The sequence below is a fragment of the Brevibacterium sp. K72 genome (assembly GCF_050562175.1).
Classification (GTDB): Bacteria; Actinomycetota; Actinomycetes; order Actinomycetales; family Brevibacteriaceae; genus Brevibacterium; species Brevibacterium casei.
The window spans coordinates 567326-587242 of record NZ_CP191582.1 but is presented as its reverse complement, the minus strand read 5'-3'; the positions used below and the strand labels follow the sequence as shown (position 1 = coordinate 587242).

At 68.4% G+C, this 19917-nt stretch carries 17 protein-coding genes and 1 riboswitch; of the genes, 9 read left to right on the top strand and 8 right to left on the bottom strand.

What is annotated here, in order from left to right; genetic code table 11:
* Window positions 1-70: 70 nt before the first annotated feature.
* Window positions 71-1786 (top strand): ubiquinone-dependent pyruvate dehydrogenase, encoded by a 1716-nt coding sequence (poxB, locus tag ACQ1RG_RS02610; RefSeq protein WP_095375461.1) that lies wholly within the window; start codon window positions 71-73, stop codon window positions 1784-1786.
* 335 nt (window positions 1787-2121) lie between these two features.
* On the opposite strand, the gene ribH is transcribed toward poxB, so the two are convergent.
* The 4 genes from ribH to ribD all read right to left on the bottom strand — a co-directional run bounded on the left by ribH (window position 2122) and on the right by ribD (window position 5871).
* On the bottom strand, window positions 2122-2592 hold the full coding sequence (gene ribH / locus ACQ1RG_RS02605; protein ID WP_095375462.1) for a 6,7-dimethyl-8-ribityllumazine synthase: 471 nt from the start codon (window positions 2590-2592) through the stop codon (window positions 2122-2124).
* A 138-nt stretch (window positions 2593-2730) separates the two neighbouring features.
* Entirely contained in the window at window positions 2731-4128 is a 1398-nt protein-coding gene (ribA, locus tag ACQ1RG_RS02600) for a GTP cyclohydrolase II (RefSeq protein WP_095375463.1), read from the bottom strand.
* Window positions 4121-4843 (bottom strand): riboflavin synthase, encoded by a 723-nt coding sequence (locus ACQ1RG_RS02595; protein ID WP_164672054.1) that lies wholly within the window; start codon window positions 4841-4843, stop codon window positions 4121-4123. Before ACQ1RG_RS02595 ends, ribA begins: the two co-directional genes overlap by 8 nt.
* Window positions 4840-5871, bottom strand: coding sequence for a bifunctional diaminohydroxyphosphoribosylaminopyrimidine deaminase/5-amino-6-(5-phosphoribosylamino)uracil reductase RibD (gene ribD, locus ACQ1RG_RS02590; RefSeq protein WP_227007139.1), 1032 nt, complete (start codon window positions 5869-5871; stop codon window positions 4840-4842). The genes ACQ1RG_RS02595 and ribD overlap by 4 nt, the downstream gene beginning before the upstream one ends.
* A 100-nt stretch (window positions 5872-5971) precedes the next feature.
* A riboswitch (FMN riboswitch) is annotated at window positions 5972-6100 on the bottom strand.
* Between the two features lie 169 nt (window positions 6101-6269).
* Here ribD and ACQ1RG_RS02585 point away from each other — a divergent pair.
* From ACQ1RG_RS02585 to ACQ1RG_RS02565, 5 genes are all read left to right on the top strand, one after another.
* A complete protein-coding gene (locus tag ACQ1RG_RS02585) occupies window positions 6270-6863 on the top strand; it encodes a MarR family winged helix-turn-helix transcriptional regulator (protein WP_063249673.1) in 594 nt (197 codons plus the stop codon).
* A gap of 95 nt (window positions 6864-6958) precedes the next feature.
* Complete coding sequence (locus tag ACQ1RG_RS02580) at window positions 6959-8257, top strand: MFS transporter (protein ID WP_063249674.1); 1299 nt, start codon at window positions 6959-6961, stop codon at window positions 8255-8257.
* Window positions 8258-8497: 240 nt separating this feature from the next.
* Window positions 8498-9034 (top strand): DUF805 domain-containing protein, encoded by a 537-nt coding sequence (locus ACQ1RG_RS02575; RefSeq protein WP_082834902.1) that lies wholly within the window; start codon window positions 8498-8500, stop codon window positions 9032-9034.
* Between the two features lie 815 nt (window positions 9035-9849).
* Window positions 9850-10680 carry an ATP-binding cassette domain-containing protein gene (locus ACQ1RG_RS02570; protein ID WP_009378900.1) on the top strand — a complete coding sequence of 277 codons (831 nt, stop codon included), beginning with the start codon at window positions 9850-9852 and terminating at the stop codon, window positions 10678-10680.
* Between the two features lie 72 nt (window positions 10681-10752).
* On the top strand, window positions 10753-12930 hold the full coding sequence (locus ACQ1RG_RS02565) for a YhgE/Pip domain-containing protein (RefSeq protein ID WP_063249676.1): 2178 nt from the start codon (window positions 10753-10755) through the stop codon (window positions 12928-12930).
* A 56-nt stretch (window positions 12931-12986) separates the two neighbouring features.
* On the opposite strand, the gene ACQ1RG_RS02560 is transcribed toward ACQ1RG_RS02565, so the two are convergent.
* Entirely contained in the window at window positions 12987-13709 is a 723-nt protein-coding gene (locus tag ACQ1RG_RS02560; protein WP_063249700.1) for an AAA family ATPase, read from the bottom strand.
* A gap of 218 nt (window positions 13710-13927) precedes the next feature.
* Window positions 13928-14527 (bottom strand): LysE/ArgO family amino acid transporter, encoded by a 600-nt coding sequence (locus ACQ1RG_RS02555; RefSeq protein ID WP_063249677.1) that lies wholly within the window; start codon window positions 14525-14527, stop codon window positions 13928-13930.
* Window positions 14528-14596: 69 nt separating this feature from the next.
* Here ACQ1RG_RS02555 and ACQ1RG_RS02550 point away from each other — a divergent pair, with 69 nt between their 5' ends.
* Window positions 14597-15517 carry an ArgP/LysG family DNA-binding transcriptional regulator gene (locus ACQ1RG_RS02550; protein WP_009378909.1) on the top strand — a complete coding sequence of 307 codons (921 nt, stop codon included), beginning with the start codon at window positions 14597-14599 and terminating at the stop codon, window positions 15515-15517.
* A gap of 117 nt (window positions 15518-15634) precedes the next feature.
* On the opposite strand, the gene ACQ1RG_RS02545 is transcribed toward ACQ1RG_RS02550, so the two are convergent.
* Complete coding sequence (locus tag ACQ1RG_RS02545) at window positions 15635-16216, bottom strand: TetR/AcrR family transcriptional regulator (RefSeq protein WP_063249679.1); 582 nt, start codon at window positions 16214-16216, stop codon at window positions 15635-15637.
* 129 nt (window positions 16217-16345) lie between these two features.
* Here ACQ1RG_RS02545 and ACQ1RG_RS02540 point away from each other — a divergent pair, with 129 nt between their 5' ends.
* Together ACQ1RG_RS02540 and ACQ1RG_RS02535 are read left to right on the top strand one after the other, a co-directional pair.
* Window positions 16346-16819: a hypothetical protein gene (locus ACQ1RG_RS02540; RefSeq protein WP_009378912.1), complete on the top strand. Its 474-nt coding sequence runs from the start codon at window positions 16346-16348 to the stop codon at window positions 16817-16819.
* An 88-nt stretch (window positions 16820-16907) separates the two neighbouring features.
* A complete protein-coding gene (locus ACQ1RG_RS02535; protein ID WP_009378915.1) occupies window positions 16908-19013 on the top strand; it encodes a RecQ family ATP-dependent DNA helicase in 2106 nt (701 codons plus the stop codon).
* A gap of 64 nt (window positions 19014-19077) precedes the next feature.
* Here the strand turns inward: ACQ1RG_RS02535 and ACQ1RG_RS02530 are convergent, their stop codons facing one another.
* A complete protein-coding gene (locus ACQ1RG_RS02530) occupies window positions 19078-19845 on the bottom strand; it encodes a VOC family protein (RefSeq protein WP_430600466.1) in 768 nt (255 codons plus the stop codon).
* Window positions 19846-19917 lie beyond the last annotated feature (72 nt).

Below are 19917 nucleotides of genomic sequence, written 5' to 3'. Positions count from 1 at the left end.
CAGCAGTCCATGCCTCACACCGGGGTGCAGACCAGGGCTCCGGTGGCCGTGTCCCAACCGAAGGAGCACCATGCCCACCGTCGCCAGGAACATCGTCGACACGCTCGTCGCGAGCGGGGTCAAGCGAGTCTATGGGATCCCCGGGGACTCGCTCAACGGATTCACCGACGCCCTGCGGGTCAACCCCGAACTCGAATGGGTCCACGTCCGCCACGAAGAGGGCGCGGCATTCGCTGCCAGCGGTGAAGCGGCGCTGACCGGCGAGCTCGCCGTGTGCGCCGGCAGCTGCGGACCCGGCAACCTCCACCTCATCAACGGCCTCTACGACGCCCAGCGCTCCCGGGTGCCAGTGCTCGCGATCGCCGCGCACATCCCCAGCGAGGAGATCGGGTCGAACTACTTCCAGGAGACCCACCCGACGGAGATCTTCCGGGAGTGCAGCGTCTACGCCGAGCACGTCGCCCACCCCTCGCAGATGCCCCGCCTCCTGCGCATCGCGATGCGCGAGGCGATCGAGAAGCGCGGCGTGGCCGTGCTCGTCATCCCCGGCGACGTCGGTCTCGCCGACATCGACGCCGAGGCGGAGGAGATCTCCTTCTATCCCTCCCGCGTCATCCCGGCTGAGACCCTCATCGAGGACGCCGCGGCAGCGCTGAACAGCAGCAGGAAGGTGACGATCCTCGCCGGTGCCGGCACCGAGGGCGCCCATCCCGAACTCATCGCTATCGCCGACGCCCTTCAGGCTCCGATCGTCCATTCGATGCGGGGCAAGGAGTTCGTCGAGTACGACAACCCCTTCGACGTCGGCATGACCGGCCTGCTCGGGTTCTCCTCGGGCTACCATGCGCTGAAATCGTGCGACACCCTCCTCATGCTCGGCACCGACCTGCCCTATCAGCAGTTCTATCCCGACGAGGCGACCGTCATCCAGGTCGATGTGCGCGGATCCCAGATCGGCAAGCGGACGAAGGTCGACATCGCGCTGACCGGCACCGTCGCCGATACGGTCAACGCCCTGCTCCCGCTCATCCGGACCGGACGCAGCAGCTCGTTCCTCAAGACCGCGACGAAGCACTACGCGAAGACCCGCAAGGAGCTCGATGAGCTCGCGACCCCGTCGAAGCGGACCATCCACCCGCAGTACCTGACGAAGCTCATCGATGAGGCGGCCACCGACGACGCGGTCTTCATCCCCGATGTCGGCTCACCAGTCGTATGGGCGGCGCGGTACCTGACGATGAACGGCAGGCGCCGCCTCATCGGCTCCTTCAGCCACGGGTCGATGGCCAACGCCCTGTCCCAGAGCGTCGGAGCGCAGGCCGCCTATCCGGGCCGTCAGGTCATCGCGCTCGCCGGCGACGGTGGGCTCGCGATGCTGCTCGGCGAACTCATCACACTCACCCAGAACGACCTGCCCGTCAAGGTCGTCGTCTACAACAACTCCTCGCTCAACTTCGTCGAACTCGAGATGAAGGCCGCCGGGTTCGTCACCTTCGGCACCGACCTCGAGAACCCGAACTTCGCGACGATCGCCGAGGCGGTCGGCATCAAGGGCTACCGCGTCGAGAAGTCGAAGGACCTGCCAGCGGTCGTCACCGAGTTCCTCAACCACGACGGGCCCGCGGTCCTCGACGTCACCACCGAGCGCCAGGAGCTCTCGATGCCGCCGTCGATCACCGTCGAGCAGGCCAAGGGCTTCGCGCTCTACGCGATCCGCACCGTGCTCTCGGGCAAGGGCGACGAGCTCATCGACCTCGCGAGGACCAACGTCCGCCAGCTGTTCTGAGCAGGGGCGAGCGTGGCCTGGGTGCGGAGCGCCCGCGAGCCCGCGAGTCGAGGACGCTGAGTGTCGATTTCTGCGGCACAAATCGACACCGGGCGTCCATAACTCGGTCGGGCAGCACGTTCGTGGGGGCGTTGCCGTCGCGGAGGAGAGTCACCTGTGTGCGGGTGGCGCTCCAGGTGCGGAGCGCCCGCGAGCCCGCGAGTCGAGGACGCTGAGTGTCGATTTCTGCGGCACGAATCGACACTGAGCGTCCTCGACTCTGTCTGTTCCCCTCGCCGCCTCGCCGCCCCTCGCCGCCTCGCCGCGGCGCGGACGGCCCCTCGCCGCGCGGGCCCTCAGCTCACCGGATAGTCCTTCAGCGCCGAGGCGGTCGCCAGGGCCGCGGTCATCGCCTCGTGGCCCTTGTCTTCGCGTGAGCCCGGGAGTCCTGCGCGGTCGCGGGCCTGCTCATCGTTGTCGCAGGTGAGCACGCCGAACCCGACAGGCTTGCCGGAGTCGAGGGCGACGCGGTTGAGGCCGTCGGTGGCGGCCGAGCACACATAGTCGAAGTGGGGTGTGCCCCCGCGGATGACGACGCCGAGCGCGACGACGGCATCGAAGTGCTTCGCGACCCGGGCCGCGGCGACCGCGAGTTCGAAGCTGCCGGGCACGCGGATGAGCGTCGTCTGCGCGCCGGCGTCGGCAGCAGCGCGCTCGGCACCTGCGATGAGGCCGTCCATGACCTCGGTGTGCCAGGAGGCGGCGATGATCGCGACGGTGAAGTCACCTGCGGTCACGGTGATGTCGGGTGCGCCGGAGTGCGCCATGGGTGAGTCTCCTCTGTGAGTGTGAGTGTGAGTGTGGGTGTGCGTGTGATGGTCGGGAGGTTCAGCCGGAAGCGTCCGCCTGCCGGTCGCGTCCGCCCGCCTGCCCCGCGCGGTGCGGGGCAGCCCGGGCGGTCGCGTTCAGCCGGCCAGATGCAGGGTGTGGTGCATCCGCGTCTGCTTCGTCGCGAGGTACTTCGCGTTCTCTGGCCGTGCTGGGATCTCGAGCGGCACAACCTCCTCGACGGTGATCCCGAGCGCCTCGAGCGCCTGGGTCTTCGTCGGATTGTTCGTGAGCAGGCGGATCCGTGTCAGGCCCATCGCGGTGAGGATCGCTGCCGCCGCCCGGTAGTCGCGGGCGTCGTCGCTGAGGCCCAGGCGCAGGTTCGCATCGACGGTGTCGAGGCCGGAGTCCTGGAGCGCGTACGCGCGGATCTTGTTGCTCAGCCCGATCCCGCGCCCCTCGTGTCCGGTGAGATAGACGACGGCGCCGCCCTCTTCAGCGATCGTGCGCATCGCCAGATCGAGCTGCTCCCCGCAGTCGCAGCGGTGCGAACCGAAGACGTCCCCGGTCATGCACTCCGAATGGACCCGCACAAGGGGAGCCTGATCGTCGCCCAGCTCCGTGTACACGCCGAGGTGGTCCTGACCGTCGACGGTGAACGCGCGGGCCGTGAAGCTGCCGTACCTCGTCGGCAGCGGCACCTCGTCGGACGCGTCTGCGGCGAGCATCTCCGCGGGCCGCAGCATGGCCGGGGCCCCGGTGAGGGCGGCGTCCGCGAGCGGAAGATCGTCCGCCGCGCCATCGCTCTCCTTCGCCTCGACCTCGCCGAGGTGGTCGATGAGCTGTTCGATCGAGACCATGACGAGCCCGTTCTCGGTCGCGAACTTCCGCAGGGCGTCGAAGCGCATCATCGCCCCGTCGTCGTGGACGACCTCGGCGATCATCGACACCGGGCGGGCGCCGGCGAGACGCGCGAACTCGACTCCGGCCTCGGTGTGGCCGGGACGTTCGCGCACACCGCCGTCCTTCGCGATGAGAGGGAACACGTGACCGGGGCGGGAGATCGTCTCCGGGTCCGGGTCGGCGGCGGCGAGCACTCGCCCGGTGAGCGCCCGCTCCTCGGCGCTGATGCCGGTGGTCACGCCGACGGCGTCGCAGCTGATCGTGTAGGCCGTGCCCTTGGGATCCTCGTTGTCGGTGACCATGGGCGGCAGGCGCAGCGCCTCGGCGCGGGCAGCGGTCATCGGTGCGCAGACGACGCCCGAGCTGTGGCGGACGATGAAGCCCATCGTCGCTGAGTCGGCGAACTCGGCGGCGATGATGAGGTCGCCTTCGTTCTCCCTGTCCTCATCGTCGACGACGACGATCGGACGGCCCGCTGCGATCGCGGCGACCGCCTCGGGGATCGTGTCGAGGAGTCCGGCGCCCGGAGCGCCGCCTGCGCCCGGAGCGCCCCCGGTGTTTCGCACGCTCCCGGTGCGCGGCGATGGCCCTGCGGCCTGAGCCGCAGCGGTGGTCGGTGAGGTCTCAGTCATGATCGACTCCTCGGTCGGTGGTGGGTGCTGTCGCCGGGGCGAACGAAAGCAGCCGGGCGGTGTACTTGGCGATGACGTCGACCTCGACGTTGACGGGGTCGCCAGTGCGGATGCCGCCGAAGGTCGTGTGTGTGAGCGTCGCGGGGATGAGGCCGACCTCGACCCACGCCTCGGCGAGGCTGGGCTCCGAGACGGCGGTGAGGGTGAGGGAGACGCCGTTGAGGGCGATCGAGCCCTTGACCGCGGTGAACGGGGCGAGCCGGGCGGGGATCCCGATCCGCAGGGTCGTCCACTCCGCGTGGTCGGTGCGCGCGATGACCTCACCGAGGCCGTCGACGTGGCCTTGGACGACATGGCCGTCGAGGCGACCGCCGGCGACGGTGCACCGTTCGAGGTTGACGGGGTCACCGGGGGTCAGGGCGCCGAGGCCGGTCAGCCGCAGGGTCTCACCCATGACCTCGGCGACGAAGCGGCCGGTCTCGGCGGCCGTGCCGTTCTCGTCCTCGACGATCGAGGTGAGGCAGACGCCGTCGACGGCGAGCGATCCGCCGGGGCCGAGGTCGGCGACGACGTCGCCGGCGTCGATCGTGAGGACGGCCGAGTCCTCGTGGCGCGCCACGTCAACGACGGTGCCGAGTCCTTCGATGATTCCGGTGAACACTGATGCCTCCTGTGCGTGAGGTGGGTCGATGGTGATGGGGGCGAGGAGGCTCATCGGCCTCCCGTCGTGAAGTGGAGGAGGACGTCGGGGCCGAGCCGGGCGACCGCGGGGATGTCGGTGTCGTCGGGGACGAGGCCGACCGCCTCGGCGAGGGTCGCGATGTCGAGGCCGGCGATGCTCGGCAGGCCGGGACCGAGGAGGACGGGAGCCTGATAGCAGAGCACCTCGTCGACGGCGTCGGCGGCGAAGAAGGCTCCGAGCACACGCGGCCCGCCCTCGACGAGGAGGTGGCGGACACCGCGGTCGTGGAGCTCGCGCAGGGCAGCGGCGACGTCGTGGGTGCGCAGGTGCACGGTCGCGGGATTGGCTGCCAGCGTCGAGCCTGCGGGCAGGTCGCTGAAGCCGAGGACGACGGGCACGGGTTGGGAGTCGAGGAGCTCCCCGTCCTCACCGCGCGCGCTCAGGCGCGGATCGTCATCGCTGACCGTGCCGGTGCCGATGAGGATCGCGTCGACCTCGCCGCGCAGACTGTGGGCATGGATGCGCGAGGCCGCCGAGGTGATCCACTGACTCGTCCGGTCCGCGGCCGCGACCTTCCCGTCGAGGCTCTGCGCGATCTTCGCCGTGACGAAGGGACGGCGCTCGGCGGTGGCGCGGTGCCAGCGGGCGTTGAGCTCAGCCGATTCCTCGGCTCGCAGTCCCGAGCGGACCCGGACCCCCGCCTCGGCGAGGATCTGCCCGCCGCCACCGACCTCCGTCGTGTCGGGGAGGGCGAAGACGACCTCGGGGATCCCGGCGTCGCGGATCGCCTCCGTGCACGGTCCGGTCCGGCCCGTGTGCGAGCAGGGTTCGAGGGTGACGAAGAGCGTCGACGTCGTGAGATCGAGGCCCGCGCCCCGGGCGGCGGCGATCGCGTCGACCTCGGCGTGAGCGGTCCCCGCGCCGAGGTGGCGACCGGTCACCGTTCGTCCGTCGGCTGCGCGGATGGTCGCTCCCACGAGGGGATTGGCTCCGCGGCGGCCGTCGCGTGCGGCCGTGAGCGCAGCGGCCATCGCCGCGTCATCGGTGGGCGGTGCGCCCATAAGAAAACCTCCCGAGCCTTGGCCGGGAGGGAGGAGCGTGGTCGCCGATCACGGGTGTCGGTCTCGAGCGCTCTCACGCACGGACACGACGACCGCGGTCGTCCTGTTCCTCCCATCCAGACTCTTACTGTCGGTCTCGGAATTCCACCGAGTCGGCCGATCGCACTGCTGCGCTCGGGTCGCGGACTGTCACCGCCGGCACGGAATTTCACCGTCCCCGGAACATGTTGCGATCAGGCTAGCACGCCGGGGCCCGCGACGTCTGTGATGTCCGTCATGTGGCCGATGTCCCCGCCGAGGCGGGTGCTGGGTGAGGTGGGTGCGGGGAGAGGGGGCGAGCCGGGATCGTGCGTGGGACGCGGTTGCATAGTTACATAACCAAGGTATATAAACGAGTTATGGAAGATGTGGATCCGGAGAAGATCGTCCGCGGACTGGTCGTCGTCTCCTCGCGGCTGACCAGGGCGTTCCGACGGCTCATCGGCAACGAGAGCGAGCTCGTCACCCTGCGAGCCCTCGCCGTCGTCGAGCAGTATCAGCCCGTGCGGGTCGGTCACTTCGCGCAGGGCTACCTGTCCTCGCAGCCGGCCGCGACGAAGCTCCTCGGACGGTTGGAGAGCGAAGGGCTCGTCGTGCGTGAGGCGAGTGATACGGACAGGCGGGCGTCTCAGTTCTCGCTCACCGAGGCGGGACGGACACGCCTGGCGACGAACCGTCAGATCATGACCGATCAGATGGTCCCCTACTTCGAGTCGCTCACCGCCGAGGAGCGCATGAGCGTCTATCGGGCCCTCGAGCTCGTCGGCGACTACCTCCGCAACGAGCACCCCGTGGGCACCGACGACTCCGCCGAGGCCGACGGCGGGGGTGAGGCCGACGACCCTGTCGGACCGGACCCGGGTGCCGCCTCGGCGGGAAGTCCGGAACCGGGAACCGTCCCGGCGGGGGACCCGGACTCCAGAGCCGCCTCGGCGGGGGAGTCCCACGAATGACGCCGCACGCACGTGCAGGCGGACGGGCGGACGGCTCTCCGATCCTCCATCGACCAGACAGCGAACACCGAACGAAAGGACGAACGGGCGAAACGATGAGCGCGACGAACGAAACCAAGCAGGACAGCGAGACGGCGTCGATACTGCGGCAGCCGAAGGCGGTGTGGGCGGTGATCTTCGCCTGCGTCATCGCCTTCATGGGCATCGGGCTCGTCGACCCGATCCTCCCCGCGATCTCCCGTGAGCTCAACGCGACGCCGGCGCAGTCGATGCTGCTGTTCACGAGCTACCTGCTCATCACCGGCGGGGTCATGTTCTTCACGAGCTTCGCCTCCTCCCGCATCGGGACGAAGACCACTCTCATCATCGGGCTCGTGCTCATCATCGCGTTCTCGGCACTTGCCGGCCTCTCCGGCAGCGTCGATCAGATCATCGGCTTCCGGGCCGGATGGGGACTCGGCAACGCCCTGTTCCTGTCGACGGCTCTGGCGGCAGTCGTCGGCGCAGCCGCCGGCGGGGCGGACAAGGCGATCATCCTCTACGAGGCGGCTCTCGGGCTGGGGATCGCGACCGGTCCGCTCATCGGCGGCCTGCTCGGCGGCATCTCATGGCGCGGCCCGTTCTTCGGCACCACGGCGCTCATGGCCATCGGACTCATCGCGATCATCGTGCTCCTGCCGAACCCGAAGTCGGAGGGGTCGGCGATCAGGGACGATGCGGCGCCGGTCCATCTCAGCGCCACATTCCGCGCCCTTGCCCATCCCGGGATCCTCGTCATCGCGATCTCGTCTCTGCTCTACAACTTCGCGTTCTTCATCCTCCTCGCCTACAGCCCCTTCCCGGTCGAGGCGGCGGCTGAGCGGATGGGCGTCGAGAACTTCGGAGCGATGGGCCTCGGCTACGTCTTCTTCGGCTGGGGAATCTGCCTCGCGATCACCTCGGTGTTCGGCGCACCGGTGCTCACCCGGCACTTCAAGCGGCGCGCGACTCTCATCATGGTGCTCGTCGTCATGGCGGCGCTTCTGGTCGCCATGTGCTTCCTCGTGACCTCGTTCGTCGGGCTCATCATCTGCGTCGTCGCCGCCGGCCTCGTGCTCGGCCTCCTCAACACCGTGTTCACGGAATCGGCGATGGAGGTCAGCGAACTGCCGCGACCGGTCGCATCAGGTGCGTATTCGGGCGTGCGATTCATCGGCGGAGCGATGGCGCCGATCGTGGCAGGCACGGTCTCGGAGAGCATCGGGGCAGGAGCGCCCTACCTCTTCGGTGCCGCCTCCGTGGTGCTGGCGATCCTCGTCATCGCCTTCGGATGGAAGGCGCTGAGGCGCATCGACGGACACCTCGAGGAATCACCGGTCGACGAGGCTTACGCTCTCACCGGAGGCGATGCCTGAACCTGCGTCGGCGGACGGGGCGCGCCCCCGCGTTCACGGTCTGACCTGGGATTTCGGCTCTCGAGAGGAGACTCTCGGGGGCCGAATCCGTCTGCGGCCGACGACGGCGGTGGTCTGCTGTGGCAGATTCGGAACACTTCCTTGTGCTCATCCTGAGTGCCAGGTGCAAGAATGGTGTTCGCAGAGACCGCGCGGATCGATCCCGAACCGTGCGGCCCACCCCTCAACCAGGAAGCCATCATGACTTACGACGCGAACAGCGCATACGGTTCCGGAAGCCCGCTGAGCTCGGACCTCGACGGCGCCAAGAGCCCCGATGACCTCTCTCGTCCCCTCTACGGTGCGACGTTCGGCCAGGCCGTGCGCCGCTTCTTCAAGAAGTTCTCCGTCTTCTCCGGACGCGCGTCCCGCAGCGAGTACTGGTTCGCCTACCTCTTCACGGCGCTCCTCATGCTCGTGCCGACCGTCCTCTACGTCATCGGCTTCTCGATGGTGACGGCCACGGCGGCATCGTCGTCGTACTCGCCCTACGGCACGCCGACCGCGGAGCCCTCGGCCGGCGGTGCGACACTCGCGCTCATCGGCGGCATCCTCATGATCATCGTCATGCTCGCCCTGCTCGTGCCGACGCTGGCCATCAGCTGGCGCCGACTCCACGACGCGAACCTCGCCGGACCGTTCTGGTTCCTCACCTTCATCCCCGGCGTCGGCGGCCTCATCGTGCTCGCCCTCATGCTCATGCCCTCGAAGCCGGAGGGCCGTCGCTTCGACGTCTGAGCTCCAGGCTGACGCAGTCGCGATCCGTCGCTGACTGCACGGCGACGACCGGTCTTCGCGGATGCGTCCGTGGAGGCCGGTCGTCTGCTGTCTGCCCTGGGTGCGGTGGCGACTCGTCTCACGAAGCACCGGCGGCCTGCCATCGGACCCCTCGCGTCACGACCTTTGGACCACGGCAAGCCGTTCGAGCCGCGCCACGCCCCTCGCGTCATCGTGCGCCGTTCGTGGCACGCCGCACCCTTCGCGTTACGACGCACCGGTAGCGCCGAATCATCCGCGCCGCTTCGCACGCCACCCCCGCAGCGTCACGTCCTCCCCTGGCACCGGTGCGACGAAGCGCTGCGGGTGTGGGATGCGTTTCCGCGCCGACGGAGAGGTCGCCTCACGGACTGCGTGCGGCGTCTGTGCGGCGGCAGCGGTGCGAGTGTCGAGGCGGCGATGTGGGATTGGAGACATCTGCGTCGATTCCGGGTCGATTCTCAGACTCGCGTCGTATAGTTACCTATGAGTAACTTGACGATTTCGAGCCGCAGCCGCGTCAAGGCCCCATGTTTGCCGTAATGTGCAGATGACCGGAACGGCATCCGCGGAGCACTGGGGGCGGAGGCCGGAACGGCGGGACGCGGATCCGAGCGTTCGCGACAGTCGGCCGCCCGTCCGGGTGGCCGAGAGTAAGTGACCAGCCACAACGGAGCCAGGCCGCAACAGCGGCCGACCGCAGAAGAGACCGACCACGACGGCAGAGCCGCATCACGGACCGGCGGTGCGGCAGGGGAGTCGGACCAGCGCCCGCGGAGAGGTGAGGGAGCACAGACATGCAGAGCGATTCGCACACGCTCGCCGAGGAGACGGACACCGGCACTGCGGCCGTGCGCCTGCACGACTGGGGGATGTCGGGCAAGCGCGGACCCGTCTTCTCCGACATCGACCTCGTCGTCCCACCCGGGTCGCTCGCGATCATCCGCGGTGCGGCAGGCTCAGGCAAGACCTCGCTGCTCCTTTCGATCGCCGGACGGATGCGCGTCGACGAGGGCGAGGGCTTCGTCTTCGACCTCGACATCCGCAAGCAGGCGAGAGCCGTGCGCGGGAAGGTCTCGATCGGCCACGTCGCCGGGCTGACCGATCTCGAGAACGACTTCACCGTCGCCCAGCACATCGCCGAGCGCCTCATCATGCTCCAGCCCTGGTACAAGCCGTGGGTATCGAAGAAGTCCCTGCGAGAGGTCATCGACCTCATCAAGGAGACCTTCGACTCCGCCACCGAGGTGATCGGCCGCCTCCCCGCCGACACGTTCACCTCCAGCGACGCCAAGAGCGCGGACTTCCTCGTCGACGACGACGGCGACACGTTCGTCTCCGAGCTCAGCGAGCTCCAGAAGTTCCTCCTCGAGTTCGGACTCGCCTCCCTGGCGCAGGCCCCGGTGATCGTCGTCGACAACATCGACTTCCTGCGCGAGCGCGAGGATCGTGCCCGGGCGTGGGCGGCTCTCCTCATCTACCAGGAGCTGCGCCGCAACCGCGACCCCGAGAAGCCGCTCACGCTCATCGTCACCTGCGAGGACTCCGCGGAGATCGACCTCGCCTTCGACCAGCTCTCGACCGAGGTGCACCCCACCTCGGTGACCGAACTCAACCTGACCCCTTAGCACCTCCGCCGTCGCGGACTCGGATCCGCGAAGCACCGACGGCACACGGATTCTCTTGAAGGTGATTCTTCGATGTTCTCTCTTCCATGGCTCGAGCTCACACGGTTCAAACGACACACGATCACGCGCCTGGCGATGATCGTCGTCGCCGTCATCCCCGCGATCTACGGCGGCCTCTACCTCGCCTCGAACTGGGACCCCACCAACCACCTCGACCGCCTGCAGGCGGCCGTGGTCAACGAGGACACCGGCGCCGAGAAGCCGAACTCCGATGGCGAGCGGCTCAATGCCGGCGACGAACTCGTCGACAAGATCACCCCGAAGGGCGAGGGCGGCTTCGACTGGCAGGAGACGTCCGCGCAGGAGGCCAAGGACGGCCTCGCCGAGGGCAAGTACTTCGCGATCCTCGAGATCCCCTCGAACTTCTCCAAGCGCCTCGTCTCCACCGGCGGCGACGATCCCGAGCAGGCGGGGCTCGAGCTGCGCACCGACGATGCGCACAGCTTCATCGTCGGACAGCTCTCCGGCACCGTGCTCGCCGAGATCAAGGCGGGTCTCAACGAGACGACGACCTCGGAGTACGTCTCCCAGGTCTACGTCGGCTTCAATGACATCCACTCGTCGATTCAGAAGGCAGCCGACGGCGCCTCCGACCTCCACGACGGTGCCGTCGAACTCCATGACGGTTCGGGCAAGCTCGCAAAGGGCGCCCACGACCTCGACAAGGGCGTCGGGGATCTGCAGAAGGGCATCGGCGACCTCGACGACGGGGCAGGGAAGCTCGCCAAGGGCAGCGGTGACCTCGCGACCGGCGCGGACACGCTCGCGAAGGGCACCGGCGATGCCGAATCCGGTGCGAAGAAGCTCGCGAAGGGAGCCGGTCAGGTCGCCGAGGGCACCGGGCAGCTGCGCGACGTCGCCGATGGCGCGACCGACAAGGCCGAGAGCCTGAAGAAGAAGGCCGATGACCTCACTGAGAGCGCACGGCCGAAGCTCGACCAGGCCGAAGAGGACCTCGACTCCGCGCACTCGAAGGTCAGCGGCAGCGTCGACGATCGGATCGAACAGCTGCAGAGGGACTACCCGGACGACCCGAACGTCGAGAAGCTCGCCGAGGAGGTCGGTGCCCTCGGTGACGACCTCGACTCGGCGCATGAGCGGGCCTCGAAGGCCGCCGACGAAGTGCGGGGACTCGAGAAGCCGGTCAAGAACGCCGTCGACGATGTCATGGACAAGATCCGCGAGGCCGACAAGAAGATCGGTCAGCTCGACGACGGCGCCCAGCAGGTCGCCGACGGGGCGAACGACCTCCACTCAGGACTGGTCAAGCTCGACAAGGGCGCGAACGACCTCGCGAAGGGCGCAGGCGACCTCCATGACGGTGCCGTCGCCCTCAAGGACGGCACGGCGAAGGCGAAGGACGGCGTCGGCCAGCTCAAGGACGGCTCATCGCAGCTGGCCAAGGGGGCCACTGACCTCGATGAGGGCGCGGGCAAGCTCGACGAGGGCTCGGGTGAGCTCTCCGACAAACTCGCCGAGGGCGTCAAGCAGATCCCGACGTATGACAAGGACGATCGGGAGAAGCGCTCCGACGTCGTCGCCGTCCCCGTCGACGCGGAGAAGGTGAAGAACAACGCCGTGAGCACCTACGGGGAGGGACTTGCCGCCTTCTTCATCTCGCTGGCCCTGTGGATCGGCGGAATGATCACCTATATGGTGCTCAATGCCATCCCTTACCGTGCGCTCGCCTCGACGGCGAAGTCGAACCGGATCGCGTGGGCGGGATACGTGCCGGGACTGCTCTTCGGCATCGCCCAGGTCGCGGTGCTCTACGGAGTGCTCTGGTTCGCCCTCGACTTCTCCGCCGGCGCGTGGCTGGGGACTCTCGTCTTCTCCATCCTCGTCGCCGCGTGCTTCCACTCGGTCCATCAGCTGTGCGTGGCCGCACTCGGAGGCGTCGGCAGGCTCATCGCGCTCGTCCTGCTGATGATCCAGATCGCCTCGGCGGGAGGCACCTATCCGGTGCAGACCGCGCCGGAGATCTTCCAGATCATCTCGCCGTTCCTGCCGATGACGTACGCGGTGACCGGTCTGCGCACGCTCATCGCCGGCGGCGACCTGTTCATCGCCGTGCAGGCGGCTGGAGTGCTGCTGCTCATGACGGTGATCTGTCTGCTCGCAACCGTGCTCGTGTGCAGCCGCAAGCGCATGGTGACGCTCACGCAGCTCCACCCGAGCCTGTCGCTCTAGGCGCATGGCGGCGCGGAACCGTCGCCAGGCTCAGCCTCACCCGGTTCCGTGACACCTCACTCCTCGTCGAAGTATCGGGTGTAGCGCCGCGGGTCGTCGAGGAATCGCCGCCAATGGGCGACCATGTCGAGGTCGTCCCACGTCGAGTCCCGGATTCCCCACTCGCCGAGCTCGACGACGCGGGCCCCCTCGGCGCTCGCGAGCACGGGGGAGTGTGTCGCCATGACCGTTTGCAACCCGGCGCGTTCGCGCTCGCGGATGAGCTGCAGGAGGGTGAGCGACGCTGTGAAGGAGAGTGCGCTCTCGGGCTCGTCGAGGATCCACAGGCCGAATTCAGTGAATCTGCCGGTGAGCAGGTCGACGAACATCTCTCCGTGAGACCGACGCGCCATCTCGTATCCGCGCATCGCGCCGATTTCCATGAGGTGGGCCATGCTCTCGTGCATCGTCTCCGCGCGGAGGAAGAATCCGGTGCGGTTGGTCGTCGCGCCTTTGACGACCTGCAGATGCTCGGTGAGCGCGGGAGCCTCCTCGGCGTGCTCGCGCACCTCCCACGCGGTGCCGCCGCCGTGGGGGAGGTCGAGTGCCGTCGCGATCGCCTCGATGATCGTCGACTTCCCCGACCCGTTCTCACCGACGAGGATAGTCGTCGCCTCGAACTCGAAGCCGCCAAGCAGATCGCGCACCGCGGGAATGGCCGCCAACCAGGCCGGCAGGTCCGGCGGGGAGTGGGCATGGGCGGCGACCGACCGCAGGGGGAGACCGACTCGGGGATCCATGACACCGAGGTTAGCGTCGAGGACTGACACGGCCCCCACCTCGGCGCCTCGGCGCCCGGCTGGCAAAGCGGCAGGTGTCTTCCGGAGGCGGATCCGGTTCGAAAAGCGACGCCGATTCGCACCGGATCCTCCTCGGGAGCGACCCCGCGCCGCCATCCCACCTCGGCGGGGTCCCGCCCCTACCCGAGCGCCAGCCGCACGGCGAGGGACCACCGCCCCTACCCGAGTGCGAGCCGCACGGCGAGGATGACGAGGACGACGGCGATGACGACGTCGAGGACCTGCCACACCCGGGGACGGGCGAGGTGGGTCGAGGCCGACCGAGCGCCGAGCCCGATGCCGAGGAACCACGTCACCGACCCGAGCATCGCGCCCAGAGTGAACGGCAGCACCCCGCCGGGACCCTGCTGGTTGGCGAGATTGCCGAGCATGACGACGGTGTCGAGGTAGACGCCGGGGTTGAGGAACGTCAGCGCGAGCGTCGTGGCGATGACTCCGCGCAGACTCCGCGCCTCGGCATCGGCCTTGAGCCCACCGGCCTTCCGCGCCGAGCGCAGGCTCGTGAACGCGAACCACAGCAGGTACGCGACCCCGAGCCACCGGAGGACCTCGAGCGCCCAGGGGGCGAGGAGGACGATCGCCCCGATCCCCACCGCGCCGGCGCCGATGAGGAGGATGTCGGCGACGATGCAGATCGTGAGCACGGCGCCGAGGTGCTCGCGCCGGATCCCCTGTCGGAGCACGAGCGCATTCTGCGGCCCGACTGCGATGATGAGCGACCAGCCCGCGAGGAGACCGGTGAGGAGATGGGTGAGCATGATGCCAGACTAGGACGCTCTCCATGTGAAGAAAAGCAAGTTTATCTGCACTTGATGCAGAATAGCTTCATGAACATCGAGCATGTCCGCGCCCTCGCCGCCGCCGTCGACGAAGGCACCGTCGAAGGGGCCGCATTCGTCCTTCGGATCACTCCCTCGGCGGCGAGTCAGCGCATCCGGGCCCTCGAGTCCCGCCTCGGCCAGGTCCTCATCCGGCGGACGAATCCCATCACCGTCACCGAGGCGGGCACCGCGGTCCTCCGGTACGCCCGCCAGGTCGAGCTCCTCGAATCCGAGGCCATGGACCGCCTCCACGGGATCGCCGCCGACGCCGACCCGCGGGCGCCCGGCGTCCTGCGCGAGCCGACAGTGCTGCGGATCGGGCTCAACGCCGATTCCCTGGCGACGTGGTTCCGTCCTGTCTTCGCCGAGGTGGCCGCCTGGGACGATGTCGTCATCCGCCTCGATGTCGCCGACCAGGACAAGGTCATGCCGCTGCTCACCTCCGGTGAGGTGCTCGGCGCGATCGCCTCGACCGGGGCGCGCACGTACGGCACGCGCGTCCAGCGACTCGGCGCGATGCGCTACGTCGCCGTCGCCGCTCCCGCACTCCTCGACAGGCACGGCTGGACGCAGCGCGAGGGGTCGTCAGGTCCCTTCGCCGAGGTGGACCTCGCGTCCCTGCCCATGGTCAACTTCGGCAGGGACGACGACCTCCAGCTCGCCTTCCTCAAACGCAACGGCATCAGGCAGGTGCCGCCGATGTCGGTCGTGCCGAGCTCGACCGAATTCGCGACCGCCGTCGTCGCCGGCGTCGGCTGGGGGATGATCCCCGTCCTCCAGCTTGCCGACATCGACGCCGAACTCGTCCCGATCACTGCGGATCCGAGCGTCGACGTCCCCCTCTACTGGCACCACTGGAAGCTCGCCTCGGACAAGCTCTCCCGCCTCACCGAGGCGCTCACGAGGGCCGCCGCGCACATGCGGTGAGGGAGGGCCGCCCCACATGTGTTGCGGGGTCGGTCGCCTCGGCGGGGAACCGCATCCGACCAATCGTGGACCACGCATGACCGGCCGACGGCCGCCCCGCCTCGGCGGGGGACAGCGTCAGTCGAGGATCTTGGCGATCGTCCACCTGACGGTGTCATGGACGGTCTCGACGGTCATGCGTTCGGGCGTGATGATCGAGTGCAGGGCCATGCCGTCGATGGCGGTGAAGAGGAGCGTCGCACTCGGGGCCACCTCGGCGGGGTCGATGTGCCCTTCGTCGGCGAGGATGCCCAGCCAGCGGTGAAGGCTGTCGTAGGTGATCTCGTGGCCGTATCGAAGGAGTTCGTGGGACCCTTCGCGGGGATCGGGCCCGAGCGCGTTGAGGTGCATCTTGAACCACGTCTCGAGCTGGATGTCCCTGAGTTCGTCGTTGATGAGGAACTGCGCGCAGACCTCGTAGAGGCGCTCGGCGGGATCGATGCTCGAGTCGGTGATCGCGAAGTCCTGGACGACCGTCTGCATCGAGCGCCGTGCGACCTCCTGGTAGAGGGCGTTCTGGGTGGGGAAGTAGTGCCGCAGGGTCGAGGCTCCGATGCCCGCCTCCTTGGCGATCGTGCGCACGCTCAGTTTCGCCTCGCCAGGCGGAGCGGACTCCGCGAGGCGGATCGCCGCCTCGATGATCTCATCGCGTCGGGACATCGGCTCTCCTCTCCACGGCGTCGTCGCTCCGCTCATCCTATGTATAGTACAGTGTACTAGTACAGCGTACTACAGACGATTCGACCGACCGCGCCGCAGATGCGGAACCGCACAGATGGGAGCTTCACCATGATCGAGAACATCCAGAGCTTCGCCGACTCGTTCCCCGACTGGCTGCAGTGGCTGGGGGTGATGATCGTCTCGGCGATCCCGTTCGTCGAGTCGTACTTCGGTTCTGTCATCGGGGTCGCGATCGGACTGGGTCCGGTCGTCGCGATCCTCGTCGCCGTCATCGGCAACGTCATCTCGATGCTCGCGTTCGTCTACGGTGCCGGAGCCCTTCGCGACAAGGCGACGAAGAACCGGGAGAAGGAGACCTCGCCGAGGCGGCAGCGCATCAAGCGCATGTTCGACCGGTTCGGCGTCCCCGGGGTCTCCCTGCTCGGCCAGACCGTCCTGCCCTCGCAGATCACCTCGATGGCGATGGTGAGCTTCGGAGCGAATCGCAACACCGTCGCCGTCTGGCAGATCATCTCGATCATCCTCTGGGGCGTGCTCTTCGGAGTCCTCGCCACCCTCGGAGTCAACGTCGCCCTCCGGTGAGAGTCCCCCCGTCGCCCGAAGTCCGGCGTTCCCGGCCCGGAAGCGCCGAGGCGGGGGCCGTGTCAGTGCCCCCGCCTAGACTGGGCGCATGACGGAGAACAGCCTGCTCACCGACTTCGACGCCGACGCACGGACCGTGCTCGCCGAACTCACGGGCAACCCGAACGCCGAGTTCCGCGACGGTCAGCTCGAGGCGATCCGCGACCTCGTCGTCGGCCGCAGGCGCGTCCTCGTCGTCCAACGCACCGGCTGGGGCAAGTCCGCCGTCTACTTCGTCGCCACCCGCCTCCTCCGTGCCGCCGGCGGGGGTCCGAGTCTCATCATCTCCCCGCTGCTCGCCCTCATGCGCGACCAGATCGCCGCCGCCGAGCGGGCCGGGGTCCGGGCGGCGACGCTGAATTCCTCGAACGTCACCGAATGGGACGACGTCCTCGACGAACTGCGCGCCGGCAGCCTCGACGTCCTCCTCATCTCCCCGGAACGGCTGAACAACCCGCAGTTCCGCGACGAGGTGCTGCCCCAGCTCATGCGCTTCCTCGGCCTCATCGTCGTCGACGAAGCCCACTGCATCTCCGACTGGGGGCACGACTTCCGCCCCGACTATCGACGGATCGGCCACATCCTCTCAGAGCTCCCCGGGGACACCCCTGTGCTCGCGACGACGGCGACGGCGAACTCCCGCGTCGTCACCGACGTCGCCGAACAGCTCGGTGACGACACGACCGTCGTCCGCGGGGAGCTCGCCCGCGACTCCCTGCGCCTCGGCGTCCAACCCGGCCTCGACCCCAGCGCGCGGATCGCGTGGCTGGCCTCCCACCTCGGCGACTTCACCGGATCGGGCATCGTCTACACGCTCACGGTCTCCGCGGCCGAGGACATCACCCGGATCCTGCGCGACCAAGGCCACGAAGTGCGCGCCTACACGGGGCGGACGGACGCAGAGGAGCGGGCCGAACTCGAGCAGATGCTCAAGGACAACCGGCTCAAGGCGCTCATCGCCACCTCGGCGCTGGGGATGGGATTCGACAAACCCGACCTCGGATTCGTCGTCCATGTCGGCGCGCCCTCCTCGGCCGTCGCCTACTACCAGCAGGTCGGTCGCGCCGGTCGCGCCACCGAATCCGCCGACGTCCTCCTCCTGCCCGGGGCCGAGGACACGGAGATCTGGGAGTACTTCGCGACCGCGTCGATGCCGAGCCAGTCCGATGCGAACGCCGTCCTCACCGCCCTCGCCGAGGCGGACGGCCCCCTGTCCGTCGCCCGCTTGGAGACGCTCGTGGGGACGAAGCGGACCCGACTGCAGCTGCTGCTCAAGACCCTCGAGGTCGAGGACGCCGTCGAGAAGGTCCGCGGCGGGTACGTCTCCACCGGCCGAGGCTGGACCTATGACCAGGAGCGCTACGAGAAGGTCGCCGAGGTGCGCGGCGCCGAGGCGCAGGCGATGCTCGACTACGAGTCGACCGGTGCCTGTCGGATGGAGTTCCTCATCCGCCAGCTCGACGACCCGGATCCGCGCCCGTGCGGACGCTGCGACAACTGCGCCGGGGTGTGGTGGTCGACGGAGATCACGGAAGCCAGCCGCCAGGACGCGGCCGGGACGCTCCACCGGATCGGGCTGCCGATCGAAGCGCGGAGCACGTGGCCGTCGGGGATGGCGAACATCGGGGTCTCCCTCAAGGGCCGGATTCCCGCCGACGAGCTCGCCGAGGAGGGACGCGTCATCGCGCGCCTGAGCGATCTCGGCCAGGGGCAGGTGCTGCGGGAGTTCCTCGCCCCCGATGCTCCCGATGCCGAGGTTCCGTCGCAGATCGGGAAGTGGTGCCTGCAGGTGCTCGGCGAATGGGACTGGGCGGTCCGCCCCGAGGTCGTCGTGTCGATCCCGAGCGCGCGGCGCCCGGTCACGGTGCGCTCACTCGCGGCGAACCTCGCCTCGGCGGGACGGCTGATCGACGGCGGTGAGCTGCTCCAGGTCCACGACCACGGCACTCCCGACGTCAACAGTGCCTTCCGCGTCAAAGACCTCCATGACGCGTTCGTCGTTCCCCCTGAGGTCGCCGAGGCGGTCGCCGGCAAGGCGGTCCTCCTCGTCGACGACGAGATCGTCTCCCGGTGGACGATGGCGATCGCCGCCCGTCAGCTGCGACTGGCCGGTGCTGCCGCGGTGCTCCCGTTCGCCCTGGCGATGCGAGGGTGAACGGGAGCACCGCGCACTGAGCCCTCTGTGGCGTGCGCTGAGCCCAGTGCTATGGGCTTCTCGCTCAGAGGTCCTGGTGCAGCTGGAACGTCGCGCCCTCGGGATCGGCGACGGTCGCGATGCGGCCGAACTCCGAGTCCTCGGGCCCGTCGAGCACCTTGCCGCCGAGTTCGACGATCTTCGCCGTCGCGGCATCGATGTCGGCGACGTTGAAGTACGTGCGCCAGTACGAGTTCGAGACCCACTGGCTGGCGTCGCAGATGCCGGCGACGGCCTTCTCGTTGCCGCCGTTCGTCGCGTACTTGATGTCCTGGCCCTCCATCTCGATGAGTTCGAAGTCGAAGGCGTCGACGTAGAACTCGCAGGCGGCGTCGTAGTTCGTCGTCATGAGTTCGAACCACACGGGCGTACCAGGAACGAGCGGAGTCTCGAAGCCGGTGAACTCATCCGCCTGCCACATGCCGATCGGTGCCCCCGTGGGGTCGACGACGACGGCCATCTGCCCGAGCGGTCCGACCGCCATCGGCCCGACGACCTCGTGTGCGCCGTCGCTGACGGCCTTCTTGAAGGTGTGGTCGATGTTCTTCGTGTTGAGGTACGTCGACCATGCGGTCGGCATCGACGGCTCCGGGGTGCCGTCCATGTTCATCGCGCGCATGAACCCGGCGACGTCGACTCCGTCCTTGCGGGCAATATGGTAGTGACCGAAGTCAGGACCCTGGTCGACGATCTCCCAGCCGAAGAGCTCCTCATAGAAGCGCTTCATCCCGTCGAAGTCCTGACAGACGTAATCGATCCAACAGGGCTGACCTTCGCGTGCATTCTCAGGCATAGCATCTCCTCGTTGTGGTGCTGCGGGTGGTTGAAGGGGTGGTGCGCTCTGGGGTGGCGACGGATCACCGTC